General features: G+C 73.6%; 13 protein-coding genes. 3 read left to right on the top strand and 10 right to left on the bottom strand.

Going from position 1 to position 14,180, the window contains the following annotated elements:
* Positions 1 to 127: 127 nt before the first annotated feature.
* Positions 128 to 1,177 (top strand): TIGR03560 family F420-dependent LLM class oxidoreductase, encoded by a 1,050-nt coding sequence (locus E1O70_RS10175; RefSeq protein WP_061268669.1) that lies wholly within the window; start codon positions 128 to 130, stop codon positions 1,175 to 1,177.
* A 54-nt stretch (positions 1,178 to 1,231) separates the two neighbouring features.
* Here the strand turns inward: E1O70_RS10175 and E1O70_RS10180 are convergent, their stop codons facing one another.
* The 3 genes from E1O70_RS10180 to glmS form a co-directional block, all read right to left on the bottom strand.
* Positions 1,232 to 2,212, bottom strand: coding sequence for a type IV toxin-antitoxin system AbiEi family antitoxin domain-containing protein (locus tag E1O70_RS10180; protein WP_061268656.1), 981 nt, complete (start codon positions 2,210 to 2,212; stop codon positions 1,232 to 1,234).
* A gap of 179 nt (positions 2,213 to 2,391) precedes the next feature.
* Positions 2,392 to 2,742, bottom strand: coding sequence for a holo-ACP synthase (locus E1O70_RS10185; RefSeq protein ID WP_021482029.1), 351 nt, complete (start codon positions 2,740 to 2,742; stop codon positions 2,392 to 2,394).
* A gap of 125 nt (positions 2,743 to 2,867) precedes the next feature.
* Complete coding sequence (gene glmS, locus E1O70_RS10190; RefSeq protein WP_061268657.1) at positions 2,868 to 4,745, bottom strand: glutamine--fructose-6-phosphate transaminase (isomerizing); 1,878 nt, start codon at positions 4,743 to 4,745, stop codon at positions 2,868 to 2,870.
* Positions 4,746 to 4,934: 189 nt separating this feature from the next.
* On the opposite strand from glmS, the gene E1O70_RS10195 reads away from it, so the two are divergent.
* Both E1O70_RS10195 and coaA read left to right on the top strand, forming a co-directional pair.
* The gene (locus E1O70_RS10195) at positions 4,935 to 5,831 is read left to right on the top strand and encodes a DUF72 domain-containing protein (RefSeq protein ID WP_128957547.1); all 897 of its coding nucleotides are present in this window, start codon (positions 4,935 to 4,937) and stop codon (positions 5,829 to 5,831) included.
* Between the two features lie 94 nt (positions 5,832 to 5,925).
* Positions 5,926 to 6,915 carry a type I pantothenate kinase gene (gene coaA, locus E1O70_RS10200; RefSeq protein WP_044144243.1) on the top strand — a complete coding sequence of 330 codons (990 nt, stop codon included), beginning with the start codon at positions 5,926 to 5,928 and terminating at the stop codon, positions 6,913 to 6,915.
* A 26-nt stretch (positions 6,916 to 6,941) separates the two neighbouring features.
* Here the strand turns inward: coaA and E1O70_RS10205 are convergent, their stop codons facing one another.
* The 7 genes from E1O70_RS10205 to E1O70_RS10235 form a co-directional block, all read right to left on the bottom strand.
* Positions 6,942 to 7,811, bottom strand: coding sequence for a DedA family protein (locus E1O70_RS10205; RefSeq protein WP_082774672.1), 870 nt, complete (start codon positions 7,809 to 7,811; stop codon positions 6,942 to 6,944).
* A gap of 265 nt (positions 7,812 to 8,076) precedes the next feature.
* Positions 8,077 to 8,721: a peptide deformylase gene (locus tag E1O70_RS10210; protein ID WP_370670921.1), complete on the bottom strand. Its 645-nt coding sequence runs from the start codon at positions 8,719 to 8,721 to the stop codon at positions 8,077 to 8,079.
* Positions 8,718 to 10,079 carry a phosphoglucosamine mutase gene (glmM, locus tag E1O70_RS10215; RefSeq protein WP_043658749.1) on the bottom strand — a complete coding sequence of 454 codons (1,362 nt, stop codon included), beginning with the start codon at positions 10,077 to 10,079 and terminating at the stop codon, positions 8,718 to 8,720. Before glmM ends, E1O70_RS10210 begins: the two co-directional genes overlap by 4 nt.
* 149 nt (positions 10,080 to 10,228) lie before the next feature.
* A complete protein-coding gene (rpsI, locus tag E1O70_RS10220; RefSeq protein WP_021479846.1) occupies positions 10,229 to 10,717 on the bottom strand; it encodes a 30S ribosomal protein S9 in 489 nt (162 codons plus the stop codon).
* A 45-nt stretch (positions 10,718 to 10,762) separates the two neighbouring features.
* Entirely contained in the window at positions 10,763 to 11,206 is a 444-nt protein-coding gene (gene rplM, locus E1O70_RS10225; RefSeq protein ID WP_021479847.1) for a 50S ribosomal protein L13, read from the bottom strand.
* Positions 11,207 to 11,376: 170 nt separating this feature from the next.
* Entirely contained in the window at positions 11,377 to 12,297 is a 921-nt protein-coding gene (gene trhO / locus E1O70_RS10230) for an oxygen-dependent tRNA uridine(34) hydroxylase TrhO (RefSeq protein WP_082774673.1), read from the bottom strand.
* Between the two features lie 20 nt (positions 12,298 to 12,317).
* Positions 12,318 to 14,012: an ABC-F family ATP-binding cassette domain-containing protein gene (locus E1O70_RS10235; protein ID WP_061268658.1), complete on the bottom strand. Its 1,695-nt coding sequence runs from the start codon at positions 14,010 to 14,012 to the stop codon at positions 12,318 to 12,320.
* Positions 14,013 to 14,180: the final 168 nt, after the last annotated feature.

Below are 14,180 nucleotides of genomic sequence, written 5' to 3' on the forward strand. Positions count from 1 at the left end.
GCGCCGAGGCCGCCTGCGCGGCGCCCGCGCCGAGCCGGCCGGGGCGACGACCGCCGGGACGGCCGAGGGCTGAGACGGTCCCCACGGGCGCGCTGCGGGCCGCGCGGACCCGCATAGGGTGACGAGCATGCGATTCGGACTCTTCATCCCGCAGGGCTGGCGCTACGACCTCGTCGACGTCGCGCCCGAGGACCACTGGAAGACCATGCTCTCCCTGCTCCACTACGCCGACAACGCGGCGGCGGGCGAGCCCCTGCCCGGCGGCGAGTTCGCGTGGGACGGGGTGTGGGTCTACGACCACTTCCACACGACGCCGACCCCGAGCACCGAGGCGACCCACGAGGCGTGGACGCTCATGGCGGCGTTCGCCGCGGCGTCGCAGCGCGTGCGCCTGGGCCAGATGTGCACGTGCATGGCGTACCGCGAGCCGACCTACCTCGCGAAGGTCGCCGCGACGGTCGACCACGTCTCGGGCGGCCGCCTCGAGATGGGCATCGGCGCGGGCTGGTACGAGCACGAGTGGCGCGCCTACGGGTACGGCTTCCCCAGCGCTGGCGAGCGCCTGCGCGCGCTCGACGAGGGCGTGCAGATCATGGCGCGCATGTGGCGCACGGGGTCGTCGGGCACGTTCGAGGGCCGGCGCTACCAGGTGGACGGCGCGCTGTGCTACCCGCAGCCGCTGCAGCGCGTGGCGGTCGACGGCGAGGGTGCCGTGCCGAGCATCCCCCTGTGGATCGCGGGCGGCGGCGAGAAGAAGACGCTGCGCATCGCGGCTCAGCACGCCCAGTACACGAACTTCGACGGGTCGCCGGAGGGCTTCGCCCGCAAGTCCGCCGTGCTCGAGCAGCACTGCCGCGACCTGGGCCGCGACTTCGGGGAGATCACGCGGTCGGCCAACTACAACGTCGTCATCGGCGAGACCGAGCGGGACGTCGCGGACCGCCTCGCCCGCGTCGAGGAGCACGCCCGCCGGTACTTCCCCGAGAAGGCGGACGACAGCATCGCGTCGTGGCGCAACGGCCCCCTCGTCGGGACACCGGAGCAGATCGTCGAGACCCTCACGGTGCTGCGCGCCCAGGGCCTCGGCTACGCGATCGGCTACTTCCCCTTCGCCGCGACCGACCGCGACCAGCTCGAGCTCTTCCAGCGCCAGGTCATCCCGGCCCTCCAGCGCTGACTCTCTCCCCTTCCCCCTCCTCGGGCAGTCCGCCGAGCATGGGGTCGTGGCCTGTCAGAGCGACCCGACGGGCCACGACCCCATGCTCGGCGGGGGCCTTCCGCCGTTTCTGTGCAGAGCCACCCGGACAGTACGGCCGATCGTCCCGACGTCGCGACCTGTGAAGCGCAGGACGTCGATCCTTCCCGTCGCGACCAGAGTGTTCTGCCGGGTTCGGTCTGAGAACACCGCATGCGGAGTGCTGTGGACATCCTGACCGTCCAGCTCGGCGACGAGCCACCGACCGTCGCGGTAGCGCCAGGCCAGGTCGCCCCGTGCGACGACCCTCCCGCCGTGGTCGTGGACGGGAAGCTGCAGCGTGTGCGGCGGCACGCCCTCGTCGATGCAGTCGAGCCGGGCGAAGGACTCGAGGGGTGACTCGGCCCGCGCGTCGGCCATCTCCCACAGCGTGTGTCGACTGGCGACACCGCGTCTCCCGCGCGCGTGCTCGTGCGCGCGGCGCAGCCCGTCCGCGTCGATGAGGTCCTGGTGGAGGGCGGAGTCGAGCACGGCGAGGCCGTTCGCGCGCGGGAGCTCGGGGACAGCCTGCGCGAGCGCCCAGTCGAGCGTCACGACCCGCCTGCCCCGAATCTCGACGGCCGTCATGCCTGCGTCGAACTGCCGTAGCGCGATCCCGTCGCGGTCGAGCCGGTTGCGCCCACGAGGGACGGCTGCCTCGGGCCGGAGGGTCGGCGGCAGCCCACGGACGCCGTGGAGGACGAGCGCACAGGGCCCGCCCGCCACCGCGTCCTCGCCGAAGGCGAGCAGGCCCGTCCACGCGGCCCGGGCTCGGCGCTCGTCCCACGACCGGTCGGCGAGCGGCGCGGTACTGACGTCGTAGACGCCGCGCGTCACGCGCACGAGGGTCGCCCGGCGCGTCAGGCCGGCCACGTCCTTGTCGCTCAGGCCGTGCCCTCGGCACTGGACGATGGAGACGAGACCGCCCTGGACCGCGGCGACGGAGAGCAGTGACGGGGGAATCTGAGCACGACGCACGGGTGCCACCCCACCGCACGAGGACCCGTCGTCGTCGGGCCAGGCGACTGACCTGTGGACAACGACCCGACGTCGCGTCCTGTGGACGACGCCGAGACCCCACGGCCGCCGTTCACCATGCGGTGGGAGCCCGTCCGGCTTCGTTGACGGGCGGCAACGGCATGTTCGGCGGGATGGGGTCAGCCCTCTGCGACGACCATCGCTGAGGCGATCCCGGCGTCGTGCGAGATGCTCAGGTGCCAGGCCGTGATGCCGAGCGCGTCCGCACGTGCCGCGACCGTGCCGGTGATCTCGACCTCCGGCGGGCCGCCGACGACGCGGTGCACCGTCGCGTCGTGCCAGCGCATGCCCGCGGGGGCACCCAGCGCCTTGGCGATGGCTTCCTTCGCCGCGAACCGCGCGGCGAGCGACGCGGGAGGCAGGTCACGCTCGGCCTCGGTGAACAGCTTCTCGCGGAGCCGGGGCGTGCGCTCCAGGGTCTCCATGAACCGCGCGACGTCCACGACGTCGATCCCCACGCCCTTGATCATGCGTCCACCCTACGGTGGTGACCAGGCCTCCCCGCCTCCACGAGCAGGTGGTCCTGGTTCGTCCGGGAGACCGGACGAACCAGGACCACCTGGTCGGCGCGTGGGCGGGGGCGGGGCCGGGAGGGCTACTCGACCGTGACCGACTTCGCGAGGTTGCGCGGCTGGTCGACGTCGAGGCCCTTCGCCGTCGCGAGCGCCATCGCGAAGATCTGCAGCGGCACGACGGCCAGCAGCGGCGAGAGCAGCGTCGGGGACTCGGGGATCCAGAAGATCTCGTCCGCGTAGGGACGCACGGCGTCGTCCCCGTCCTCGGCGATGACGAGCGTGCGTGCGCCGCGCGCCCGGATCTCCTGGATGTTCGAGATGACCTTGGAGTGCAGGCCCTCGCGGCCCTTCGGCGACGGCACGACGACGAACACCGGCTGGCCCTCGTCGATCAGCGCGATCGGCCCGTGCTTGAGCTCGCCGGCCGCGAAGCCCTCCGCGTGGATGTACGCCAGCTCCTTGAGCTTGAGCGCGCCCTCGAGCGCGACGGGGAACCCGACGTGGCGCCCGAGGAACAGCACGGACGAGGCGTCCTTCATCGACCGGGCGGTCGCGCGCACGTACTCGCCGCGCTCGATGACGGTCTGGATCTTGCGCGGCATCTCGCGCAGGTCCTCGAGGATCGCCGCGATCTCGTCGGGGAACTTGTTCCCGCGCAGCTGCGCGAGGTAGAGGCCCAGGAGGTACGCGGCGGTGATCTGCGACAGGAAGGCCTTCGTCGAGGCGACGGCGATCTCCGGGCCGGCGTGCGTGTAGAGCACGGCGTCGGACTCGCGCGGGATCGTCGACCCGTGCGTGTTGACGATCGAGATGACCTTCGCGCCCTGCTCGCGCGCGTGGCGCACGGCCATGAGCGTGTCCATGGTCTCGCCGGACTGGGTCACGGCGACGACGAGCGTCTTCTCGTCGACGATCGGGTCGCGGTAGCGGAACTCGTGCGCGAGCTCGACCTCGACCGGGATGCGGCACCAGTGCTCGATCGCGTACTTCGCGACGTGGCCCGAGTAGGCCGCCGTGCCGCACGCGACGACGATGATCTTGTCGACCGAGCGCAGCACGGCCTCGTCGATGCGCAGGTCGTCGAGCACGAGCTTGCCCGACGGGTCGGTGCGGCCGAGCAGGGTGTCGGCGACGGCGTGCGGCTGGTCGTGGATCTCCTTGTCCATGAAGGACGAGAAGCCGCCCTTCTCCGCGGCGGCCGCGTCCCAGTCGACCGTGTAGCGCTTCGCCTCGGCCGGGTTGCCGTCGAAGTCGGTCACCTCGACCGACGTCGGGGTGATCGTGACGATCTGGTCCTGCCCGAGCTCGAGCGCCTCCTTGGTGTGGGAGATGAACGCCGCGACGTCGGAGCCCAGGAAGTTCTCGCCCTCGCCCAGCCCGACGACGAGCGGCGAGTCGTGCCGCGCACCCACGACCGTGTCGGGGGCGTCGGCGTGCACGGCGAGGAGCGTGAAGGTGCCCTCGAGCCGCCGCGCCACCTGCCCCATCGCGAGCGTGAGGTCCTTCGTGTCGCGGTACGCCCGCGCGAGGAGCTGCGCCGCGACCTCGGTGTCGGTCTCGGACCGGAACGTCACGCCCTCGGCGAGGAGCTCGGCCTTGAGGGTCGCGAAGTTCTCGACGATGCCGTTGTGGATCACGGCGAGGCGGTCGTCGTCCGCGAGGTGGGGGTGCGCGTTGGTGTCCGTCGGGCCGCCGTGCGTCGCCCACCGCGTGTGCCCGATCGACGCGGTCGCCGCGGGCAGCGGGTGCGTCTCGATCTCCTGCACGAGGTTCGCGAGCTTGCCGGACTTCTTCGCGAACGCGACGGCGTCGACGCCGGGCGCGACGAGCGCGACCCCGGCCGAGTCGTAGCCGCGGTACTCGAGCCGTCCGAGTCCTTCGAGAGCGACGTCGAGGGGTCGCCCCGAGGCCTCTCCGACCATGGTTCCAGGGCCTACGTAGCCCACGATTCCGCACATGGTGATCGAGTCTAGCCACGGACCCGCGGCGCTTCGGGGCCGCGCGATCCCGCGGTTCTTCGTGAGGTCCGCTGCCTAATCGGGGCCCCCGCGGCGCGCGAGCCGTCCTCGCGCCCGCGGCCTCGTCGTGTCCCGGCCCGTGGCGCGTTCGCCGGGCGTGGGACGCGCGGCACCGCGAGGCTGGTGCTCGTGCCCACCGTCCGGATCGGTCTCTCGGGGTGGCGGTACGCCGACTGGCGCGGACCGTTCTACCCCGCGGGGCTCCCCCAGCGCCGCGAGCTCGAGCACGTCGCCTCGCTCTTCCCCGCCGTCGAGCTCAACGGGTCGTTCTACTCGTTGCAGCGGCCGTCGTCGTTCGTCGCGTGGCGCGACCAGACTCCCGAGGGCTTCACGTTCGCGGTCAAGGGACCGCGCTTCGTCACCCACATGAAGCGGCTGCGGGACGTGCGGACGCCGGTCGCCAACTTCCTCGCGAGCGGCGTCCTCGCGCTCAGCAGCAGGCTCGGGCCCGTCCTGTGGCAGCTCCCCGCGCGCACCACCTTCGACCACGACCTGCTCGACGCGTTCCTCACGCTCCTGCCGCGCACCACCGGCGAGGCGGCGCGGCTCGCGCACGAGCACGACGACCGCCTGCGCGCGCCCGCCTGGACGGAGACCGACGCGGACCGCCCGCTCGTGCACGCGCTCGAGCCGCGGCACGCGTCGTTCGCCACGCCGGAGGCGCTCGACCTCCTGCGCCGGCACGGGGTGGCGTTCGCCGTGTCGGACGGCGCGGGCCGGTGGCCGCTCGTCGAGGCGGTCACGAGCCCGCTCGTGTACGTGCGCCTGCACGGGGACCAGGAGCTCTACCGCAGCGGCTACCGGCCGCACGTGCTCGACGCGTGGGCCGAGCGCGTGCGCGCCTGGCACGCCGCGGGCCACGACGTCGAGGTCTACTTCGACAACGACGTGGACGCCCACGCCCCGGCCGACGCGCTCGCCCTCATGGCCCGCCTGCCCGACCTCGCGCTCCCCGGCCCGGGGCCCGCCGTCGAGCCGGCGCCGCGCCGTCGTCGGGCCGCGCGCGGGGCGGACGACGCCCGCTGAGACGACCCGCGGAGGGCGGCCTCGCGGTGCCCTCGTCGGGACGCGAAGCCGCCCCGTGCACCGGCACGGGCGCGCATCCGGCAGAATCGGGCGGGTGTCCTCCCCCGCCGACGACCCGTCCGACCTCCTGCGGGCCCACCTGGCCGCGCCGTCGTCCTCGCCGTACGTCGATCTCGACCGGGCCGTGTGGAGCCGGCTGTCGGAGTCGACGCCGCTGCCGCTGACCGACGACGACGTCGCGCGCCTGCGCGGCCTCGGTGACCCGATCGACCTCGCCGAGGTCGACGCCGTCTACCGGCCGCTCTCGCGCCTGCTCAACCTCTACGTCACCGCGACGTCCGGCCTGCACGAGGCGACGTCGACGTTCCTGCGCGAGGAGACCGGCAACACGCCGTACGTCATCGGCGTGGCCGGCTCCGTGGCCGTCGGGAAGTCGACGACGGCGCGCGTGCTGCGCGAGATGCTGGCCCGCTGGCCGGAGACGCCGCGCGTCGAGCTCATCACGACCGACGGCTTCCTCTACCCCAACGCGGAGCTCGCGCGCCGCGGCCTCATGGACCGCAAGGGCTTCCCCGAGTCCTACGACCGTCGCGCGCTCATCCGGTTCCTGTCCAAGGTCAAGGCGGGGCACGCCGAGGTGCGGGCCCCCGTCTACGACCACCTCACGTACGACATCGTGCCGGGGGCCGAGGCCGTCGTCCGCAAGCCCGACGTCCTCGTCGTCGAGGGCCTCAACGTGCTCCAGCCGGCGCGCCCGAGCGCGCACGACGAGTCGACCGTCGCCGTGTCGGACTTCTTCGACTTCTCGATCTACGTGGACGCCCGCACGCGCAACATCCGCCAGTGGTACGTCGACCGGTTCCTCGCGCTGCGCCGCACCGCGTTCGCGCGCCCCGAGTCGTACTTCCGCCGCTACGCCGACCTCACGGACGAGCAGGCGGTGGAGCGGGCGAAGTCGATCTGGGACGCGATCAACGCGCCGAACCTCGAGCAGAACATCCTGCCGACGCGCGGCCGCGCGACCCTCGTCCTCACGAAGGGCTCGGACCACTCGGTCCAGCGCGTCCGCCTGCGCAAGCTCTGAGGCGGCACGCTCAGCACAGGGCAGGGTCAGGTCGCGCGGGGCGGCGTGCCCGACGACGTCGCCCCCGACGACCCGGGCGGCACCGTCCCGGAGGCGTCCGCCGCGCGCGGACGGGGCGCGGGCGCGCCGGTCACCGGCCCGGTCGCGGGGTTCCCGCCGGCCGTCGCGCCCCCGCCGGGCGCGGTCGCGGCCGGCGTCCCGCCGGTCGTCGGCGCGGCCCCGGCCGGGTCGGTCGCATCCTCTCCGACAGGCACCCGCGCCGTCGGCGGCAGCTCGCCGCGCTGGCGCGCGCGCATCATGAGCACGCGGTCGATGACGAACCCGCTCCCGACGCCCAGCACGATGCCCACGACCATCGCGAGCAGCGGCTCGTGGCCCAGCCAGCGGGCGGCGACGAGCCCGATGAGCACCGAGTAGACGGCCCACGTCACCGCCGCGATGCCGGAGAACGCCATGAACCGACGCCGCGGGTACCCGACGGCGCCGGCCGTCATGTTCACCGCGACGCGGCCCACGGGGATGTAGCGCGCCGCGAGGATGAACGACGCCCCGCGGTGCGCGAGGGCGCGCTCGGCCCACCCCACGGCGCGCCGCCCGCGGGGCGTGCGCAGGATGCGCAGACGCTCCGTGCCGACGGCGCGACCGATCGCGAACGCGATCTGGTCCCCGGTCCAGGCACCCAGGGCCGCGACGAGGAGCACGAGGACGAGGTTCGGCTCGCCGGTCGCGTGCGCGGAGACCGCGAGCGTGATGACGACCGACTCGCTGGGGACCGGCGGGAAGAACCCGTCGATCGTCGCGAAGCCGAACAGGGCGGGATAGATCCACGCGGACGCCGCGAGGGCGAGAATCCAGTGCTCGAGATTCTCCAGGAAGGTCGACACGGCGTCCGGCAACGGCGTCCTCGTTCGTCTGCTGGCGGGGAGGCCAGGCGGGCGGTGGCGGCAGGTCGGTCGTCCTGCACCAGGACAAGCCTACGGAGCGCGAGGACGACGACCATCAGGGAGACCCCCGGTTCACCCCTGAGGACCCCGGGCGCGACGGTGCCGCGCCCGTGACGATTCTGCCGTGCCCGCCGCGGCAGGGTCGTCATCCCGGCGGACGACTTCCCGCGGCGGGCCCGTACGTCGTGAGGACCAGGGGCCGCGGACGCCCGGTGGGCTAGTTCCCGGCGCCCGGGAGCCGCGCGACCCCGAGGGTCGAGGACAGCGTGCGCAGGTCGGCGGCGTCGAGGTAGAGCTCGCCCCGCAGGTGGTCCGTCTCGTGCTGGACGATGCGCGCGGGCCACCCGGTCAGCACGTCGTCGAACGGCTCGCCGGCCTCGTCCTGGCCCGTGAGCCGGACGGCGTGGGCGCGCGTCCGCTCGGCCTGCCAGCCGTGCACGGAGAGGCAGCCCTCGAAGAACGTGCGGGTCTCCTCGCCGACGACCTCGTAGCGCGGGTTCACGAGCACCCGGTACTCCAGGGGGCTTCGCTCCCGGTCGTCGTCGACGTCCGGGGCACCCGGGTCCTCGACCACGGCCACCGCGAGGCCGAGGCCGACCTGCGGCGCGGCGAGCCCCACTCCGGGCGCCGCGCGCATGGTCGCGCGCATCGCGTCGAGGAAGCTCGGCAGCGCGTCGCCGAGCTGGCCCGCGTACGGCACGGCCGGCGTGCGCAGCACGGGGTGGCCGGCCTGCACGATCGGCAGGACGCCGTCGGGGTAGGCGGCGAGGAGCGCGAGCACGTGCTCGCGCAGCGCCTCGTCGACCCCCTGCCGCACGCTCGTGCCCGCCTCGCGTCCCGTCGGCCGTCCCGACGCGCTCACAGGGCGAGCCGCTCGCGCACGACGCCCGCGAGCTGCCCGGCGACCGCGTCGGCCTGCTGCTGCGTCGCCGCCTCGACCATGACCCGGACGAGCGGCTCGGTGCCCGACGGCCGCAGGAGCACCCGCCCCGTCTCGCCGAGCGAGCGCTCCGCACCGGCGACCGCGGCCAGCAGCGCCTCGTCGGTCGACGCGCGCGCCTTGTCCACGCCCGGGACGTTGAGGAGGGTCTGCGGGAGCCGCTGCACGACACCCGCGAGGTCCGCGAGCTTCTGGCCCGTCGCGCGCACCCGCGCCGCGAGCTGGAGGGCCGTGAGCACGCCGTCGCCCGTCGTCGCGTAGCGCGACATGACGATGTGGCCTGACTGCTCGCCGCCCAGGCCGTAGCCGTGGGCGCGCATCTCCTCGAGCACGTACCGGTCGCCGACCGCCGTCTGGACGGTGCTGATCCCCGCCGCGCGCATCGCGAGGAGGAGCCCCAGGTTGCTCATGACCGTCACGACGAGCGTGTCGTGCGGGAGCGCGCCCTCGTCCTTGAGCGCGAGGGCGAGGACGCCCATGATCTGGTCGCCGTCGACGACGGTGCCCCCGTGGTCGACCGCGATGCAGCGGTCCGCGTCGCCGTCGAACGCGACGCCGAAGTCGGCCTCGGACGCGACGACGACGGCCTGGAGCTGCTCCGGGTGGTTCGAGCCGCACGCCGCGTTGATGTTGCGGCCGTCGGGGCTCGCGTTGATGACGACGACGTCCGCCCCGGCCGCACGCAGCGCCGCGGGCCCGACGTCGCTCGCCGCGCCGTTCGCGCAGTCGACCGCGATCCGCAGGCCGGCCAGCGGCTTGTGGTCCTCGTCGGCGCCGATGCTCGACATGAGGTGCTCGACGTACGCGCCGCCCGCGCGGCCCGAGTCCGGGGAGATGCGGCCGACGACGCCGTGCGTCGGGCGCTCCCACTCCTGGCCCAGGAGGCTCTCGATGCGGTCCTCGACCGCGTCGTCGAGCTTCACGCCGCCGCGCGCGAGGAACTTGATCCCGTTGTCCTGCATGGGGTTGTGCGACGCCGAGATGACGACGCCGAAGTCGACGTCCATGGTGCTCGTCAGGTAGGCGACCGCCGGGGTCGGCAGGACTCCGACGTCCTTCACGTCGACGCCCGCGCTCGCGAGCCCCGCGATGAGCGCCGCGCCGAGGAACTCCCCGGACACGCGCGTGTCGCGCCCGACGACCGCGCGCGGGCGGTGCCCTTCCTCCTGACCGCTCGCGAGCACGCGGGCCGCGGCGACGCCGAGGTCCAGCGCGAGCTCCGCCGTCACGTTGCCGTTCGCGAGACCGCGCACCCCGTCGGTGCCGAAAAGCCGTCCCATGGAAGTCCTTCCCCTCGTACCGGCCGTACGCCGACCGTACGACCGTCAGCCGCTGCCCGCCGTCGACGGGTCTTGGTCACCGCTCCTCACAAACGCCGTCGGCCCCGGTGGACGAGGTCCACCGGGGCCGACGAGCGCACAGCGCAGGATCAGCGCTTGGAGTACTGCGGTGCCTTGCGGGCCTTCTTGAGACCGGCCTTCTTGCGCTCGACGACGCGGGCGTCGCGAGTGAGGAAGCCGGCCTTCTTCAGCGCGGGGCGGTTGTGCTCGGCGTCGATCGCGTTGAGCGCGCGCGCGATCGCCAGGCGCAGCGCGCCGGCCTGGCCCGAGGAGCCGCCGCCCGTGATGCGGGCGACGACGTCGAAGCGACCCTCGACGTCGACCAGCTTCAGCGGGGAGTTGACGAGCTGCTGGTGGACCTTGTTCGGGAAGTAGTCCTCGAGCGTGCGCCCGTTGACCTTCCAGGTGCCGGTGCCGGGGACGAGGCGCACGCGCGCCACGGCCTCCTTGCGGCGGCCCAGGGCCTGGCCGGGGGCGGTGATGCTCTGGCCGCGGCCCGTGGGGGCGGCGGACTCGGAGGTGTAGGTGCTGGGCGTCTCGTCGCCCAGGGTGTCGGTGTCGACGGTGGTCTCGGCCACGGGTGGTGTCCTCGCGTCTCTCTGTGCGCTACGCCTGGGCGGCGATTACTGCGCGACCTGGGTGATCTCGAACGGCTTCGGCTGCTGAGCGGCGTGCGGGTGCTCGGCACCCGCGTAGACCTTCAGCTTGCCGAACTGGGCGCGACCGAGGGTCGTCTTGGGGAGCATGCCCCGGACGGCCTTCTCGACGGCACGCTCGGGGTGCTTGTCGAGCAGGTCGCCGTAGGCGACGGCACGTAGACCACCCGGGTAACCGGAGTGGTTGTAGGCCATCTTCTGCTCGCGCTTGTTGCCGCTCAGGGCGACCTTGCCGGCGTTGATGACGATGACGAAGTCACCGCCGTCGACGTGCGGAGCGAAGGTCGGCTTGTGCTTGCCGCGCAGCAGGGTGGCCACGTGGGTGGCCAGGCGGCCCAGGACGACGTCGGTCGCGTCGATGACGTACCAGTCGCGCTGGACGTCGCCGGGCTTCGGGGTGTACGTACGCACGGTCGTAGCCTTCGTTTCTGTCTCAGGATGTCTTCTTCGACCGCTGAAGCGTGCGGCCGAGAGGGCAGGTCGTTGCGCGGCGGGCTCGGTCGACACCCGCTCCTTGGCCGGCAGCGAGTGGGCGCGCTAGCGACACGGGTGTCGTGAGATGAGCACAACGACTCACCAGACTACCCGCGAGGCAGGCCGCCGGTCAAAGCGGCCGGGCGCTCCCGGACGCACGTCTCGCAGCGCGTCGAGCGGGCCTCGTGGACGCAGCCGGGGCAGTACAGGCGCAGGGTCCGGCAGCTCGGGTCGGCGCAGTTCTCGTACTTCGCCGTCGGCGCCCCGCACGCCGTGCACGCGCCGAGCGGCGTCGACCCCGGGCCGAGCTCGACGTGCATGCGCTCGTCGAACACGTAGAGCGACCCCTCCCACAGCCCCTGCGAGCCGAACACCTCGCCGTAGCGCACGACGCCGCCGTCGAGCTGGTACACCTCCTCGAACCCGCGGGCGCGCAGCAGGGCCGACAGCACCTCGCACCGCACGCCCCCCGTGCAGTACGTGACGACGGGCCGCCCCTTGAGGTCGTCGTAGCGGCCCGAGTCGATCTCGGCGACGAAGTCCCGCGTGGTCGCGACGTCGGGCACGACGGCCCCGCGGAAGCGGCCGATGGCCGCCTCGAACGCGTTGCGGCCGTCGAGCATCACGACGTCGTCGCCGCGCTCCTCGACGAGGTCGTGCAGGGCCTGCGGGCTCAGCCGCTCCCCGCCGCCGACGACGCCGTGCTCGTCGACCCGGACCTCGTCCGGCACGCCGAACGCGACGAGCTCGGGGCGCACCTTGACGGACAGGCGCGGGAAGTCGCGGCCCGTGCCGTCGGACCACTTGACGTCGACGCCCTCGAAGCCCGGGTACCGGCGCGTCGTCTTCACGTACTGCTTGAGGTCCTCGACCGTCCCGCCGAGGGTCGCGTTGATCCCGTGCTCCGACACGATCACGCGACCCGTGAGGTGCCACCGCTCCCCCAGCGCCTGCTGCCAGAGCTGCACGGCACGCGGGTCCGGAAGCGGCGTGAAGGCGTAGAAGAGCACGATCTTGTGGACGGCCATGCCCACCAGGATAGGGAGGGCTAGCGCGCCCGACGGACGCGCTCGACGTCCCAGACCGGCTCCGGTGCCTCGACGACCTCGCCGTCCTCGCGGAACACGAGGAACCGGTCGAAGCCGCGCGCGAACCACCGGTCGTGCGTCACCGCGAGCACGGTGCCCTGGAAGGCCGCGAGCCCCGCCTCGAGCGCCTCCGCCGAGTGCAGGTCGAGGTTGTCGGTCGGCTCGTCGAGCAGGAGCAGCGTCGCGCCGTCGAGCTCGAGGAGCAGGATCTGGAAGCGCGCCTGCTGGCCGCCCGAGAGCGTCTCGAAGCGCTGCTCGGCCTGGCCCACGAGCTCGTACCGGTCGAGCGCCCGGCTCGCGCCCTCGCGCCCCATGCCCGCCCGGTGCCCCTCACCGCGGTGGAGGATCTCCAGCAGCGTGCGCCCCCGCAGCTCCGGGTGGTCGTGGTTCTGCGCGAACCACCCCGGCCGCACCCGCGACCCGAGCACGGCCCGGCCCGTGTGCGCCACGGGAGCGGGCGCCGCCGGGCTGCCGGCCACGTCGTCGGGCACGGTGCCCGGCTCGGGGTCGCTCCCGCCCGCGGCGAGGAGGCGCAGGAAGTGGGACTTGCCCGAGCCGTTCGAGCCGAGCACCGCGATGCGCTCGCCGAAGAACACCTCGACGTCGAACGGCTTCATGAGCCCCGTGAGCTCGAGCCGCTCGCACGTCACCGCGCGCTTGGCCGTCCGCCCGCCCGTGAGCCGCACGGTCACGTTCTGGTCGCGCGCGACCACCTCGGGACGCCCCGCCTCCTCGAACTTGCGCAGGCGGGTGCGCGCGGCCTGGTACCGGCTCGCGAGGCCGTCGTTGAACGCGGCCTTCGTCTTGAGCGTCCGCACGAGCTCCTGGAGCTTGGTGTGCTCCTCGTCCCAGCGGCGCGCGAGCTCGGCGAGCCGGTCGCGCCGGTCCGCACGGGCCTGGGCGTACGTCGCGAAGCCGCCGCCGTGCACCCACACCGTGCCGCCGCCCGGCGTCGGCTCGAGCGTCGCGACCTGGGTCGCGGTGCGCGACAGCAGCTCGCGGTCGTGGGACACGAAGAGGACCGTCTTGGACGACGCGACGAGCCGCTCCTCGAGCCAGCGCTTCGTCGGCACGTCGAGGTGGTTGTCCGGCTCGTCGAGCAGCAGGACCTCCTCCGGCCCGCGGAGCAGGGCCGTGAGCGCGAGCCGCTTCTGCTCGCCCCCGGACAGCGACCGCACGTCGCGCCACTGCGCCTTCTCGAACGGGACCGACAGCACCTCGTCGGTCACCTCGTCCCAGCCGGCCTCGGCGTCGTAGCCGCCCACGTCCGCCCAGTCCACGAGGGCCTGGGCGTAGCGGAGCTGGGCGGGCTCGTCGTCGACCGTCATGATGTCGTGCTCGGCAGCCGCGAGCTCGAGCGCCGCCTCGCGGACGGCGGTCGGCGCGAGCCCGACGAGAAGGTCGCGCACCGTGCGGTCGTCGTCGATGCGGCCGACGTCCTGGCGCATCACCCCGAGCCCGCCGCTGCGCACGACGGCACCGCCGTGCGGGGCGACCTCACCGGTGACGATGCGCAGCAGCGTCGACTTCCCGACGCCGTTGGGCCCCACGAGCGCGACGCGCGCGCCGTCCGCGACCCGCAGGTCGACGCCGTCGAGCAGGGTGCGCCCGTCGGGCAGGTGATACGTGACGTCGCTGAGGTCGAGGTGTCCCACCCCGTCATGGTCCCCGACGTCGGCCGCGCGGTCACGCGCTTTGCGGACCCCGGCGTCCGGCACTTCGGCCGGGCCGACGCCACCCGCCGCCCGGCACCACGGCCGGCGGGCGCCGAGACGCGGGACGCCGGGTGGCGGGATGGCGGGTGGCGGGACGCCGGGATGGCG

Source organism: Cellulosimicrobium funkei, from assembly GCF_004519295.1.
In the GTDB taxonomy this organism is placed as follows: domain Bacteria; phylum Actinomycetota; class Actinomycetes; order Actinomycetales; family Cellulomonadaceae; genus Cellulosimicrobium; species Cellulosimicrobium funkei.

What these genes read in the sequence shown, in the direction of transcription:
- E1O70_RS10175 (WP_061268669.1), top strand. Translation starts at nt 128, where the DNA reads ATGCGATTCGGACTCTTCATCCCGCAGGGCTGGCGCTACGACCTCGTC.
- E1O70_RS10185 (WP_021482029.1), bottom strand. Translation starts at nt 2,742, where the DNA reads ATGATCAAGGGCGTGGGGATCGACGTCGTGGACGTCGCGCGGTTCATG.
- glmM (WP_043658749.1), bottom strand. Translation starts at nt 10,079, where the DNA reads ATGGGACGGCTTTTCGGCACCGACGGGGTGCGCGGTCTCGCGAACGGC.
- trhO (WP_082774673.1), bottom strand. Translation starts at nt 12,297, where the DNA reads ATGGCCGTCCACAAGATCGTGCTCTTCTACGCCTTCACGCCGCTTCCG.
- glmS (WP_061268657.1), bottom strand. Translation starts at nt 4,745, where the DNA reads ATGTGCGGAATCGTGGGCTACGTAGGCCCTGGAACCATGGTCGGAGAG.